This window comes from Prochlorococcus marinus str. AS9601 (assembly GCF_000015645.1).
GTDB classification, from domain to species: domain Bacteria; phylum Cyanobacteriota; class Cyanobacteriia; order PCC-6307; family Cyanobiaceae; genus Prochlorococcus_A; species Prochlorococcus_A marinus_O.
Genome location: NC_008816.1, coordinates 1,297,619 through 1,310,906, shown reverse-complemented (window position 1 = coordinate 1,310,906; position 13,288 = coordinate 1,297,619). Strand labels below are relative to the sequence as shown.

At 31.3% G+C, this 13,288-nt stretch carries 17 protein-coding genes and 1 tRNA gene; 8 read left to right on the top strand and 10 right to left on the bottom strand.

The genetic code is table 11. The annotated features are described in order from the left end of the window. Window positions 1-80 precede the first annotated feature (80 nt). The 3 genes from A9601_RS16380 to pyrF are packed head-to-tail and all read left to right on the top strand — an operon-like array spanning window position 81 to window position 2,396. Window positions 81-404, top strand: coding sequence for a DUF1825 family protein (locus tag A9601_RS16380; RefSeq protein ID WP_002807348.1), 324 nt, complete (start codon window positions 81-83; stop codon window positions 402-404). Between the two features lie 18 nt (window positions 405-422). Further along, window positions 423-1,661, top strand: coding sequence for a tyrosine--tRNA ligase (gene tyrS, locus A9601_RS16375; protein ID WP_011818945.1), 1,239 nt, complete (start codon window positions 423-425; stop codon window positions 1,659-1,661). Window positions 1,662-1,667: 6 nt separating this feature from the next. Continuing rightward, the gene (gene pyrF / locus A9601_RS16370; RefSeq protein ID WP_011818944.1) at window positions 1,668-2,396 is read left to right on the top strand and encodes an orotidine-5'-phosphate decarboxylase; all 729 of its coding nucleotides are present in this window, start codon (window positions 1,668-1,670) and stop codon (window positions 2,394-2,396) included. Here the strand turns inward: pyrF and plsY are convergent. From plsY to A9601_RS16345, 5 genes are read right to left on the bottom strand one after another with little or no spacing between them, the layout of a single operon-like run. Further along, window positions 2,380-2,973 carry a glycerol-3-phosphate 1-O-acyltransferase PlsY gene (gene plsY / locus A9601_RS16365; protein ID WP_011818943.1) on the bottom strand — a complete coding sequence of 198 codons (594 nt, stop codon included), beginning with the start codon at window positions 2,971-2,973 and terminating at the stop codon, window positions 2,380-2,382. The genes pyrF and plsY overlap by 17 nt on opposite strands. A gap of 5 nt (window positions 2,974-2,978) precedes the next feature. Next, window positions 2,979-3,989 (bottom strand): DUF3086 domain-containing protein, encoded by a 1,011-nt coding sequence (locus tag A9601_RS16360; protein WP_011818942.1) that lies wholly within the window; start codon window positions 3,987-3,989, stop codon window positions 2,979-2,981. Between the two features lie 35 nt (window positions 3,990-4,024). After that, window positions 4,025-4,429 (bottom strand): DUF3119 family protein, encoded by a 405-nt coding sequence (locus A9601_RS16355; protein WP_041484630.1) that lies wholly within the window; start codon window positions 4,427-4,429, stop codon window positions 4,025-4,027. A 4-nt stretch (window positions 4,430-4,433) separates the two neighbouring features. Then, window positions 4,434-5,189 (bottom strand): MlaE family ABC transporter permease, encoded by a 756-nt coding sequence (locus tag A9601_RS16350; RefSeq protein ID WP_011818940.1) that lies wholly within the window; start codon window positions 5,187-5,189, stop codon window positions 4,434-4,436. A 9-nt stretch (window positions 5,190-5,198) separates the two neighbouring features. Next, window positions 5,199-6,545 (bottom strand): MFS transporter, encoded by a 1,347-nt coding sequence (locus A9601_RS16345; RefSeq protein ID WP_011818939.1) that lies wholly within the window; start codon window positions 6,543-6,545, stop codon window positions 5,199-5,201. Between the two features lie 112 nt (window positions 6,546-6,657). On the opposite strand from A9601_RS16345, the gene A9601_RS16340 reads away from it, so the two are divergent. Further along, window positions 6,658-6,728: transfer RNA gene (locus A9601_RS16340), tRNA-Gly, on the top strand. Window position 6,729: 1 nt separating this feature from the next. On the opposite strand, the gene A9601_RS16335 is transcribed toward A9601_RS16340, so the two are convergent. Further along, a complete protein-coding gene (locus A9601_RS16335; RefSeq protein ID WP_011818938.1) occupies window positions 6,730-8,763 on the bottom strand; it encodes a glycogen debranching protein in 2,034 nt (677 codons plus the stop codon). Between the two features lie 623 nt (window positions 8,764-9,386). On the opposite strand from A9601_RS16335, the gene A9601_RS16325 reads away from it, so the two are divergent. From A9601_RS16325 to A9601_RS16310, 4 genes are all read left to right on the top strand, one after another. Further along, the gene (locus tag A9601_RS16325; RefSeq protein WP_002806330.1) at window positions 9,387-9,662 is read left to right on the top strand and encodes an HU family DNA-binding protein; all 276 of its coding nucleotides are present in this window, start codon (window positions 9,387-9,389) and stop codon (window positions 9,660-9,662) included. 192 nt (window positions 9,663-9,854) lie between these two features. Further along, the gene (locus A9601_RS16320) at window positions 9,855-10,112 is read left to right on the top strand and encodes a hypothetical protein (protein WP_225866251.1); all 258 of its coding nucleotides are present in this window, start codon (window positions 9,855-9,857) and stop codon (window positions 10,110-10,112) included. 54 nt (window positions 10,113-10,166) lie between these two features. Continuing rightward, window positions 10,167-10,421, top strand: coding sequence for a hypothetical protein (locus tag A9601_RS16315; RefSeq protein WP_011818935.1), 255 nt, complete (start codon window positions 10,167-10,169; stop codon window positions 10,419-10,421). Between the two features lie 58 nt (window positions 10,422-10,479). Next, complete coding sequence (locus tag A9601_RS16310; protein WP_041484563.1) at window positions 10,480-10,737, top strand: hypothetical protein; 258 nt, start codon at window positions 10,480-10,482, stop codon at window positions 10,735-10,737. Here A9601_RS16310 and A9601_RS16305 read toward each other — a convergent pair. From A9601_RS16305 to ilvC, 4 genes are read right to left on the bottom strand one after another with little or no spacing between them, the layout of a single operon-like run. After that, on the bottom strand, window positions 10,732-10,944 hold the full coding sequence (locus A9601_RS16305) for a hypothetical protein (RefSeq protein WP_011818934.1): 213 nt from the start codon (window positions 10,942-10,944) through the stop codon (window positions 10,732-10,734). The two genes, A9601_RS16310 and A9601_RS16305, sit on opposite strands and share 6 nt — an antisense overlap. Window positions 10,945-10,946: 2 nt before the next feature. After that, the gene (locus A9601_RS16300; protein ID WP_011818933.1) at window positions 10,947-11,192 is read right to left on the bottom strand and encodes a chlorophyll a/b-binding protein; all 246 of its coding nucleotides are present in this window, start codon (window positions 11,190-11,192) and stop codon (window positions 10,947-10,949) included. A 48-nt stretch (window positions 11,193-11,240) separates the two neighbouring features. Beyond that, a complete protein-coding gene (gene cbiB / locus A9601_RS16295) occupies window positions 11,241-12,260 on the bottom strand; it encodes an adenosylcobinamide-phosphate synthase CbiB (protein ID WP_011818932.1) in 1,020 nt (339 codons plus the stop codon). Continuing rightward, complete coding sequence (ilvC, locus tag A9601_RS16290; RefSeq protein ID WP_011818931.1) at window positions 12,248-13,237, bottom strand: ketol-acid reductoisomerase; 990 nt, start codon at window positions 13,235-13,237, stop codon at window positions 12,248-12,250. The genes cbiB and ilvC overlap by 13 nt, the downstream gene beginning before the upstream one ends. Window positions 13,238-13,288 lie beyond the last annotated feature (51 nt).

Genomic DNA, 13,288 nt, shown 5'->3' with positions numbered 1-13,288 from the left:
TTATTAATGTTCTAATCAATTTAAAAGATTCTTGTTATCTTGTAATTGAGCCATAATCTTGGGAAGTAAAAAAAATAGAAATGGGATTTTTTGAGTCAGACATCGTTCAAGAAGAAGCCAAAAAGCTTTTTACAGATTACCAAGAACTTATGAAACTTGGTTCTGATTATGGAAAATTTGACAGAGAAGGGAAAAAAATGTTTATAAAAAAAATGGAATCTCTTATGGACCGTTATAAAGTTTTTATGAAGAGATTTGAATTGTCTGAAGATTTTCAAGCAAAAATGACAGTAGAACAACTAAAGACACAGTTAAGTCAATTTGGGATTACTCCTGATCAAATGTTCGATCAAATGAATAAAACTTTAATAAGAATGAAGGATGAACTTGATAAAACTTCTTAAATTTAACTGTTAAACTTCATGTCAGATAATTTAATAATTCCATCATGGCTTTCAAGAGGAATAGAAGAATATTTTCCAATTAAGGGAACAGATCAAACCTTTTTGGAGATAATTGATTATGCGAAAAAAAATAATAAAAAATTAAGGGTTAAACTCGGGATCGATCCAACCGGAACAGATATTCATCTTGGGCACAGCATATTGTTTAAAAAACTTAGGGCGTTCCAAGATAATGGACATATTGCAGTTCTAATTATTGGCGATTTTACTGCTCAAATTGGAGACCCAACCGGAAAAAACAAAACAAGAGTTCAGTTATCGGAAAAACAAGTTAAGGATAATGCAAAAACATATTTAACCCAATTAGGGATGGGAAAGCCAGCTAATGAATCTATTTTAGATTTTGATTCAAAAGATAGAATAGAAATTAGATATAACAGTGAATGGTTAAAAGGATTAAATCTTAATTCGATAATTGAATTAATGGGGAGTGCGACAGTTAGTCAAATGCTAGCTAAGGAGGAATTTAATAAAAGGTACACTTCGCAAGTTCCAATTGCTTTGCATGAATTCTTATATCCACTATTACAAGGTTATGATTCGGTAGTTGTTCAATCAGATATTGAGCTTGGAGGTACAGATCAGAAATTTAATATTGCAATAGGAAGAGATCTTCAAAGGCATTTTAAACAAGAGCCTCAATTTGGTGTTCTGCTGCCAATTTTGACAGGTTTAGATGGTATTAAGAAGATGAGTAAATCTGAATTTAACACCGTCGGTTTGAGTGAAGATCCTCTTTCAATGTATTCAAAATTAGAAAAAGTACCTGATAATATAATTCCTACCTATTTTGAATTACTTACTGAATTAGATTTAAGGTTTCTTGAAAACTCAAATCCTCGTGAATTACAGAGAAGAATGGCTTTAGAAGTTACTACTTTATTCCATGGGGCTGAAGAAGCATTAAAGGCGCAATCAAATTGCGAAAAATTATTCCTTGGACAAAAAGAAAAAGTTGGAGAAATTCCAGAGATTTCTATAAAAGAAGTAGTTTTCCCAGTAAAGTTTTTTTACTTGTTAAGTGCTCTAAAACTTTTCAAATCTAGCAGCGAATCCAAAAGATCTATTAAAGGAGGGGGTGTAAAAATTGATAGTCAAAAAGTAACAAATCCTGATTTAGTTTTTAATTCAAAAAATGATTTGGAAGGGAAAATTTTGCAAATTGGAAAAAAAATAATTAAGAGGTTTGAAAACTAAAAATTGATGAATAAAAGATTTAATTCAGAAGATAAAATAATATTGGCAATTGATGGATTAGATTTAAGTCAAGCAAAATTACTTCTGGAAAAATGTCCCCATGTTAAGTGGGTGAAAGTTGGTTTAGAGCTTTTTGTTAGGGAAGGTCCAAGAGTTATTGAAATATTAAAAGGTTTAAATAAAAAAATTTTTTTAGACTTAAAATTTCATGATATTCCAAATACCATGAGTGCAGCATGTTTCCAAGTTTCAAAATTAGGAGTTGATATAATTTCTATTCATGCTTCAGCAGGTCTAAAAGCCCTTAAGGATTCGAAGAAAGCATCTTTAGAAGGAGCCACATCAGTCAGTGTTAAACCTCCATTTGTTGTAGGAATAACTGTTTTAACAAGCTTTTCTCTTAAAGATTTTCAAACTGATCTTGATAGAAATAATTCAATTGAAGAAAATGTATTGAGACTTGCAAAATTGTCTTTTGATGCTGGATTAGATGGATGTGTTTGTTCCCCTTGGGAGGTAAAAATGTTGAGATCTAACTATAAGAATAATTTTGAACTTATTACACCAGGAATCAGATTAAATATTGATAGTAAAGATGATCAAAATAGAATTATGACACCCCATGAAGCTATAGATAATGGCGCTTCTAAGTTAGTCATTGGTAGATCAATATCAAAAGCTATAGATCCTAATATGGCTCTAATAGAAATATTTAAATCTATTGATTCTGATTAATTTTAGATTCTTCTCCCTTAATCAATCTTTTAATGTTTGTTCTATGTTTCCAGATTACTAATAATGCCACAATTAAACTTATAAAAAAATATGAGTGAATAAATTTACCTAGGTAAAAAAACATAAAAATAGGAAGTAAGATTGCAGCTGAAATACTGGATAAAGAAACAAATTTAGTTTTTGTTAGGACTATTAAAAAAATACCAAGAGATGCGAGTCCAACTTTCCAAGAAAGAGCTAAAAACATACCTAATCCAGTTGCAACAGCTTTCCCTCCTTTACCTCTAAGCCAAATTGGCCAAATATGTCCTGATATAGCGGATATCCCTGCTATAACTTCTATTAATCCTTGATCTGTATAATATTGAGCAATTTTTACTGCAATAAGACCTTTCCCAACGTCAATGATAAATACAAAAAGTGCTGGCCATTTCCCAACATTTCTTAAGACATTTGTGGCACCTGTAGATCCAGAACCTATAGTTCTTAGATCTATATTTTTAAGATATTTCCCAATTAAAAAACCTGTCGGAAGTGATCCTAAAAGATAACTTGTAAAAATTATTAAGATATTCATAAAGCTTAGTTTAGTTCAAGATCATCGTAAATTTCATTATCTGAACCAGCAAATGCAACCCACAATGGGAATTGAAGTATTGGAATTTCAACAGAGGTTTCTGCTGCATCAATGATAATAAATGGCAATTCTTCATTAGCTTCTAATCTATCAGCTCTCTCGATGACACCTTCTGGCCTTTCAAAAAGAACAATCCCACTATTAGGTCCAAAGTCATCCCTGGTGAGACCAAGTGAATCTTGCAGAATTCTTCTCCATTCACCTAATCGTTCAGGCTGCGAAGCTAAAATAAGAGTCTGAAACTGATCACCATATAATTCGCCAAGAATAGAGATTAAACCCGCTGATAACAAAGCATTTTTTTGTCGAGAACCTCTACTTTCAAGAGAACCTCTTCCGCCCATGTTAAAGAACCAATCACTCATAATTTCTATATCTGATGAATCAAGACTCCGTCTTAATTTCCAAGGTTCAGCATAAAAATCAGGTTGTTCTGTAAAACTTGAAAAGCAACTTTTTATAATCTCTTCATCTGGTTTAAATGTTTCAGAAAGAGCGGGAACATTAACTACATTATTTGTGATATTGTTTTGCTTTTTTTCATCAAGGGGAGAAGGCTTTACGATTATTGGTTGAGAAACTAATTCAAGTTTCTCTACGTTTTGCGAAAGATTCTGTAAAGCTCCAGTTAAGTACTCTTGAAAGCCTTTAACTCTCTTAGCAATATTATCTGACTGTCCTTTAAAATTTGACTCAATATCTTTTTCTATTTCATTTTTTTTTGTTTCTAACTCTTTTATTTCTTTAACTAAAAAGTCTTTTTTTGAAATGAGATCTCTAAAAATTTCATTAGAAATTTCATCAAAAGATTTAATTGATTTGTCGTTTTTTGGTGTAATTTTTTTATTTTGCGTTGTATTTTTCTTACTAATTTGTTTGGTTTTATCATCTGAAATTGACTTATCTATTATTAATTCCTTTTCAGGATTATTGTCGGAAATTTCTGTATTTGTCATTTAATTAATTTTGAGGAATAGGCAAAGTCTGAATTTTAAGAATTTTTAATTTCCAAGGAGTCAACTTTTTTAATGAGCTCATCTTTTAATTGCTTTGGATTAAATAAAATTGGCAATAAATGAGGGCTCGACTTTTCTCTAAAATAAAAAATACCTGGGATTATAGGGAAAAAGAATTTCCATGATATCCAGTTCTTGAATGGAAAAGTTCTAATCTCTTTCCCTAATTGTAAAACGATAAAATCATCATTTGTTATTTTTATTCTTAAGGTGAATGACTGAAGTAATAAAAAAAAGCTAAAAGAAGCAAAAACTATTGTTGGCAAAGAACCAATTTTCAAAAACAAAAGCATAAAGCTTAAGACTATTAGAATGATTGGTAACTGAAATGATGGAGATATTATTACTGGTTCCTCTTTTTTTGACTTAGTTTTAAACATAGGATTATCCAAATAAAATTTGTGTTAGAAATACATCCATTAAAGATACAGTAACGAGAGTCATTACAACTGCGCCTGTTGTACTTGTTCCAACTTCTTTTGGACCACCTTTAGTTGTGAGTCCATATCCACAAGCAATGATTGAAATAAGTAATCCGAACACTACAGATTTTATTAACATTGAAGTTAAGTCTGTACTTGTTAAACTCACATTACCTGATCTGACGGATGTCCAAAAAACTATTGGAGGAACTTTATAAAAAATTGTGCTCCAAATTTGTCCGCTCCATAAAGCTACAGATAAAAATAAAAGACATTGTATTGGAGACATTATTACCATCGAAAGTAACCTAGGGACTACCAAATATTGGACTGGTTCGGTCCTTAACATGGTTATTGCCTCAATTTGTTCTGTGACTTTCATAGTACCTAGTTGAGCAGCATAGGCAGTGGCAACCTTTCCAGTCATTAAAGTAGCAGTTAGAAGAGGAGCCATTTCTCTCGCCATACCTACTGCTAATAAACCTCCAATTTCACTTGAAACTCCCATACTTGTAAGTTGTGATGCAACTTGAATATTAAAAACTGTACCTGCAGCAATTCCTGTAATTAATACAATTAATAAGCTGCCCGGACCTGACTCCATAAGTTGGTCAAAGAGATCATTTTTGGAAATTTTACCCTTAAAGATAAAATTAATTGCTTGCCCGCCAATGATTAAGCTGCTTAGAAGTCTTTTGAAAAAATTAGGGTAATACATATCTCTATATTAGTTTGTAATTAATTTTGGATCCCATTTTCTCATTATTAAAAGACCAATTATTACCAATATTGAGGGTATAAAACCAATACATAATCTAATAGTTAATTGTGCTGAGTAGCATTGTTCAATAATATTTAGACTATCTTTATCAACAAAGCATGATTGATAACCTGATAAATACAATAAAAATCCTAATAATTGAACACTAAACGCGATACCAATCTTCTGAATAAGTACCATCCAAGCGGTATATAATCCTGCTGGTTTTTCTGGGTCTTCGTCTATTGCATCAGGAAGTAGTGACCAAGGGATAAGAAAAGCGGTTGAAGCCCCAATGCCAATAAGACAGATTATGAAAATTAAAAGAATGAACAGAAATATATTGCTGGTATTTAGGAATAAACTATCTCCAACTCCTGAAATTTTTGATAAAGAAGGTAAAAATAAAGCTGCCGTACATGAAATAATCCATAAAATCGCTCCATAGTTTAAAGCTGAAATTCTGTTCAATTTATTTGATACTCTGGTCCATATTTGTAGACCCACTAAAGCGCTAATTTGGAAAGGTATCGGGATCCACTTCGCAATGTATGTTGGAACATTAAGTACATCCTCTACATAGATTAACGCTACTGTTTGCATCAATTGTAAGGCGCACCAGAGAAGAATATAAAGAGTAATAACTTTTAGAAATTTTTTATTTCTGAAGATCCTTTTGAATTGAAGTGTTATTGCTTCAACTTTCCCTGAAGGCCTTCTTGCTTTTTTCGCGAATGGAGCCAATCCCCAACAAGAAATTAATGTTGCAGCAACTGCAATACATCCGCTTATTTTACCCATTAAAAAATATTCATTATTTGCTGATCCTTCAGAACCCAATACAACTCCTGCAATGATTAAACCAGTTAGTCCTGCAATTATTGAGCCAGTAAATCTAGAGGCGTTTAATCTTGTTCTTATTGCTGTTTTTTCAGAAATTTCAGTAGATAAAGCTGCAAAAGGAAGATTAATACTAGTATAAGCGGTCATTACGATTATAGAAATTATGGCGTAGTAAATAGTCTTGGTTAGCACGGAACCAGTGGGTGTCCACCATATCGCAGCTAAAGATAAACCAAGCGGAACAGATGCTGCTACCATCCAAGGGATTCTAGGCCCCCATCTGGATTTAGTACGATCACTTAACCATCCAATCAACGGATCATTTACTGCATCCCATATCTTTATTAACATTAATAATGAACCTGCAATTATTACTGGTAAACCAGCAGAAATAAAGAATTTGAACAGAAAAAAACCAAATTGCGTAGCGACTAAACCTGTACCTGCATCTCCTAGCCCATAAGACAACATTAATCTTGTTGTTGATCTAGTAATATTTTTTTTCGAGTGTGAATTTTCCAATCTTTTTACTTTGTTGATTGTTTGATAATGTATTATTGCAATGGTAATTCTATTACTTAATGCGGGCGTGGTTTAGTGGTAAAACCTCAGCCTTCCAAGCTGAAGATGCGGGTTCGATTCCCGCCGCCCGCTTTTAGAATATATTATTTTTTTCCAAAAATACTTCTTCTGAGATAATTAATAAAGAGCTTCTACTCTTTATTGAAACAGATTTTTGATTAATAGTTAAGGGTTCAAAAATCTCGGACATGCTAGTGTCAACAACTTTTAGCCAATTATATTTACATTTCGGCAAAGGGAAATCGATACTTTTTGAATATGCATTTAAACCTATCCAGACCAGCGGATTAGTATTGCCTTCGTTAATGCTAAATGCAACTGTGTGTGACCAACTACTCCAATCTGGGCTATCTAACTTTGTTCCATGCCAATGATATGTTGGAATATTTTCATTGGTTTGATTATTAGGAAAGAATGATGGATTAAAAATGTGTATTAGTTTTTTTCGGATTTTTATAACGTATTTAAAATATTCTAATAATTCCAAATCTTGTTGACCATGTTCCCAATTCATCCAGCCCAGTAAATTATTTTGGCACCAAGAATTATTATTACCGCCTTGTGATCTTCCTATCTCATCACCCATTAGTATCATTGGAACACCTTTAGAGATAAGTAAACTAAGAATAAGATTTTTTTGTTGTCTTTTTCTTAAATCATTAATTAATAAATTTGTAGTTGGTCCCTCCGTACCATGATTCCAAGAATTGTTATGGTTATCACCATCTCTGTTTTGTTCTCTATTGGCAAAATTATGTTTTCTATTGAAAGTTACTAAATCTTTTAGAGTAAATCCATCATGTGAAGTAATAAAGTTTATTGATTTTGGGAAAATAGTATCTTCTTTATAAATCGATGGAGTACCTTTGATTTTATCGCTCATATTCCAAGCTGTATCTTTATCCCCTTTCCAAAATCTACGCAAATCATCTCTAAAATGACCATTCCAAGTGAAAGTATTCTTAGATGGGAAATCACCTAATTTATATAACCCACCACAATCCCATGGCTCACTTATAAACTTTATATCAACAAGTTCTGGCTCACATTCTATATCTTCAAAAATTGGAGGATTATCGAGTGGCGAAAGATTTTCACCTCTTGATAAGGCAATACCTAAATCAAATCTAAAACCATCTACTCCAAATTCACTCGCCCAACACTTTAATGATTCAATAATTAGTTTTCTAACTAATCCTCTGTTTGCTGCAATAGTATTCCCACAACCAGATACGTCCTGATAATTTTTATCTTTCCCAATAAAGTAATAAAGATTTTCATCTATACCTTTCCAACATATCGCAGGCCCTTTGTAATCTCCTTCAGAAGTGTGATTGTATACGACATCTAAAATAACTTCAATGCCTGACTTATGACACTCCTCTACTAATTTTCTAAATTCCTCTCTATTCTTTTCAGCTGATTCATTCGAAACGTATTCAAAATGCGGAGTAAACCAATTAATTGGACTATAACCCCAAAAATTCTCTAAACCACTTGGTGCATCAGTTGGATCAAAACAAAAAATTGGAAGTAATTCTATAGAGGTAATTCCCAGTTCTTTGAGATATGGAATTTTTTTTAAAAATTTCTTGAAACAACTTTCGGTTTTATCATTTGATTCAGTGAAGGATTTGATATGGAGTTCATAAATTATTGTTTCTTCCCAAGAATGTTTCGGTCTTGGAAAATCCTTAAAATTAAATAATTTTCTATCGCAAACAACGCTTTTAAGACAAGAATTAGTATTTTCTTGTGTTTTTAATGCATTTTCTCTTTTATAACTTTCCCACCCAGTTATACCCCTTGAACATGGATCGAGTAATACTTTTTTTTCATAGTTATTGTTGATCGCATTATTTTTTTGTTTTACTCTGAAAGCATAAATACAACCTTCATTTAGATTCTTTACCTCTGCATGCCAGTAGGGACCTGTATTATGATTCTGATCTAGTTTCAATATACTTTTTGGGGAAATAGAGCCCTCTTTCTCAAACAATAAGATTTCTACATATTCTGCATTTGTGGCTACTAGGGAAAAATTAACCCCTTGTGAAGTTAGAGAACTTCCTAGGGGAAATGGTTTACCTTTATTGATATGAGTCACGTTCTCTTTATCATTGATTAATTAAATATTGAGATAATTTATTCAAATTACTGATATTAGAATAATAGATACAAAATTGAGAAAAAAACTAAAATATAAGGTTTCAGTAATCAACTTTATTAGACTTTGAGATTATTAATTTCCAAATTAATTACAATTTGTTTATCCATTTTCTCAATGCATAAAAAGATTTAGAGAGAAAGCTTAATTGTGAGAAAACCAGATTTTTCTTGATTTCAAAATACAAATTATGCTTTTTCATGTGATGAGAAGGAAATATATCTGAAAATTAATAAAACATAATAAATGGCACAAATTCTTAACTTTATTTATCTTTGACATTTTTTCTTTGAAAAATTAAGTTAGATTTTTCAAGGATAAATCAAGTGGTACTAATGGTTTTAGCTGTTTTATAGTTAGAGGTGCTAATTTTATATAAGAAAAAAGTGACGCTATAAAAATAAATAATGGAGCTAAAAATGTCCCTAAGATTTGTATAAAGCTTTGCGCCGCCGGCATTTTCGGTTGCCGTATTTGAATTTGCTCCATATGATATGCAAGTTCGAGGTTTTTAGGCTTGCTTAAAAAACTTGTCTTAAAATCTCTGCTTTATAAACAATTCAATGAACAAAGCTGATTTAGTAAACCTCGTTGCTGCTCGTACAGAGCTCACAAAAACTGATGTTTCTTTAGTTGTTGATGCAGCTATTGAAACTATTGTTGACTCAGTAGTGGAAGGCAAAAAAGTCTCCTTACTAGGATTTGGTTCTTTCGAACCAAGAGATCGTTCTGCAAGACAGGGATTAAACCCTAAGACAGGCGAAAAAATAGCAATACCTGCTAAAAGAGTTCCAACATTCTCTGCAGGTAAACTTTTTAAGGATAGAGTTCAAGGGTAATATTTTTTAATCTATTTATTCCCTTAATAACTAGATGCTCTTTTAGGGCATCTTTTTTTTTAATCGCATTAAAATGGAATTAGCTAAATAACCAAAACTCCTGCCAAGGTATCTAAAATTTTGAAATCTTAAAAAGTAATGAAATTTTTAACTATTTTATTCTTTAAATTTTTATTATTATCAAATTTCCTTATGGCAGAACCAATATCAACGAAGTCTAAAATTTTAAAACAATCTAATAATTGTTTAAAAGATTCTCGAACGCAATTATGTAAAGAATTAGTTTCAGAAATAGAAAAACTTCAATTAGTAGTATTTGACCAAAATAAATTTAAATGTCAATCTAGTTTATTGGGGCTTCAAACGGAAATTATTGAAGCTTATTTTTTTAATAATTCCTCAAATAAGAGAATCTCATTAATGATCCCTTTTGTGATTAAAAATTGTTAATTATTAAAATAATTTATTTTTTTGGAATATTATAAATCTGTTATTTAATGTGAAATGGCAAAAGGTTTTTCTGATAATGAAGTTAAGGATAATACTCAAAAAACTCAAATAAAAGAAATAAAAAAAGAAAAAAAAGGCTTAGCTGGTTTTCTTAAAGGCAAAAAATTTACTTACACTTTGCCAGGTAAAAAACAAATAAATATTTTTGGATCAATAGTAATAGGCTTAAATATGATTTTAGTATTGTTAGTCATCCTGTATTTAAAGAATCAAGAATTCCATGACTTTGTATTTAATGTTGGTCGTTAGCTATATTTTTAGATCGAAAAATTTTATTAGATGATATATTTAAATTTTACAATATCTTATGAAGGTAGTTAATTTAGTTTCTAATGTGTTTTTTTTGTTAATAACTGTTCTATTTTTGATATATTTTCTAACAGGTTATGATTCTGCTTTTGAAGCAGACCAAAATTGTCATTCATATCTTTCAAGTTACGATACTATCTCTGGAAAATATGATTGTGATCATGATACTGAGACACATCAGTGGATACTTTACGAGTCAAATGACAAAAAAGAACCAGCAAAAATTATTAAGAAGTTTAGGTACAAATTTTTATAACTCAAATTTTTTATAAAAAAACTTTGCACTTATTATTGATATTATCGCTGTAATTGTGAAAGTAAGATACTGATATAAGCTTCCTTCTAAGTAAATTTTGTTTTTATAAAGAGGATAATCAATGAAAGAGCCTAATGTTCCCCAAATTATTACCCATACAGATATGTATAGGATTGCTTTTATTGGATTAGATTTCTTTTCATCCATTTTTAATTAATACCAAAAATTGAAGAAGTCACAGGCCTGCCGCTAAAAACCAACTCGGTTAATATGAGCATTAAGAATCCAACCATAGCTGCTCTCCCATTCACAAGCTCGGCGCTGCTATTGAATCCAAAAACATTCTTTACTTCATCCCCCTGATTGTCTACCCATTTTGAGTATTCATTATCACTTGATGAAGTATTAGTTAAGCCATCATTTTGATTTTCCATAGGAGAGCCGTTTTCTTGCATTGATTTTAGGTTTATTCTAATAATTTTTAAACTAATTTATTATTAAATTTAAATCGATATTATAAAAAAAATTAAGGCAAAAATTATTATCCATAAAAATTGTAATCTCAAAATTAATTGACAAATTAATTTGATTTTTTCTTCAGTGCAATTATCTCCAGTCTCATTAATTATTGGCTTTTCAATAATTTCATTTTTATATTTACTTTTGCCTCCCAATTTAATTTCGGAAATATAGGCAAATATAGCTTCTGAAATCCCAGCATTAGGCGAATCATATTTTTTACCATCAAGATAACTTTTTTTTATGATTGATCCATACTCATTAACTTTAGAGCTAATTAAAGGTAACGTGATTAAAACTAATCTTGAAGGAACAAACGTAAAAATATCTTCGATTTTTGCACTGAAAAAACCCAAATATCTAAAATAATCATATTTGTAACCTATCATTGAATCCAAAGTACTTATGGCTTTATAAGCAAAACCAAGTGACAAAGGTCCTGGTAGAAAAATTGAAAACTTCATAAAAATAATTCCAATAAAAATCCAAAATAATGGCCCAAATATTCCATCAACAGAATTTTCGGTAAGGCTCTCGGTACTTGATCTCAAGAGATGTTTTATAGAAGATGACCTTACATCCCTACTTACTATTCTTTGTACCTTCTCTTTGATTATTTTCTTATTTTGGTCATTAATTTCCTCGCGTTCTATTAGCTCTGCAATCTCTTTCACACTTGAAATAAGTCCCTTTGTAGCAATACAACTTGAAAGCCCAAAAAAAATTAACAATCCAACAAAAAAATGATTTCCCGATTGCGCATAACTTAGTTCTATCAATTTTCCTGAACCAAAACTCATTCCAATAGATGATATGGCGACAAAGAGACCACCCCAATACAATATATTTTTATTTTCTCCAAAATTATTTATAAGGTAATCAGATATTTTTTTTATGTAAAAGCCAATTACTTGAACAGGGTGTATTAAGAATTTTGGATCGCCTAACAATAAATCAAAACCAATTGATCCAAGAAATAGTAAAAATAAATTTATTTCAGCCAACTGAACATCGAGCGCAGACCTTTACCCACTTTCTCAATTTCATGTTTTGAGTTCTCTTCTCTTAATTTTGTCATTAAGGGTTTGTTCTTATCGCATTCTTCCACAAAATTCTTAGCGAAAGTACCATCTTGAATATCCTTTAGAATTTTCTGCATTTCTTTCTTTGTATCACTATTGATAAGTCTTTTACCACTTACATAATCTCCATATTCTGCAGTATTTGAAATGGAATCTCTCATTTGAGATAAGCCTCCCTTCACCATTAAATCAACAATAAGTTTAACTTCATGTAAGCATTCGAAGTAAGCAAGTTCGGGCTGATAGCCTGCCTCTACAAGAGTTTCGAATCCTGATTTGACGAGTTCTGATAACCCTCCGCACAAAACTGCTTGTTCTCCAAATAAATCAGTTTCTGTTTCTTCTTTGAAGTTTGTTTCAAGAATCCCAGCTCTCGTTCCGCCAATCCCTTTTGCGTAAGCCATCGCCAATGATCTTGCATTCCCTGAAGAATCCTGCTCTACGGCAAACAATGCTGGAACTCCTTGACCATTCTGATATTCCCAACGAACAGTGTGTCCAGGTCCTTTTGGGGCAATCATTACAACATCCACAAAACTAGGAGGTTTGATAAGTCCGAATCTGATATTGAAGCCATGAGCAAAACTTAATATCTTTCCTTCTTTTAAGTTTGGTTCTATTTCTTTAAGGTAAACATCTTTCTGAAACTCATCTGGGAGGAGAATCATAATCCAATCTGCTTTTTCGCAAGCTTCAGAAACGCTAAATACTTGTAGTCCATCGCTAATAGCTTTGCTCTCAGACTTACTTCCTTTATATAATCCAACAATTACATCCATACCGCTATCTTTAAGGTTTAGGGCATGTGCATGACCTTGTGAACCATATCCAATAATCGCTATTGTTTTATTATTTAAAAGACTTAGATCAGCATCTGTGTCGTAAAAGAGTTGGGTCATTAGTTGTAGTTTCTTTGCATTTAATAATTAATATTTTAGACTTTAAAGGTG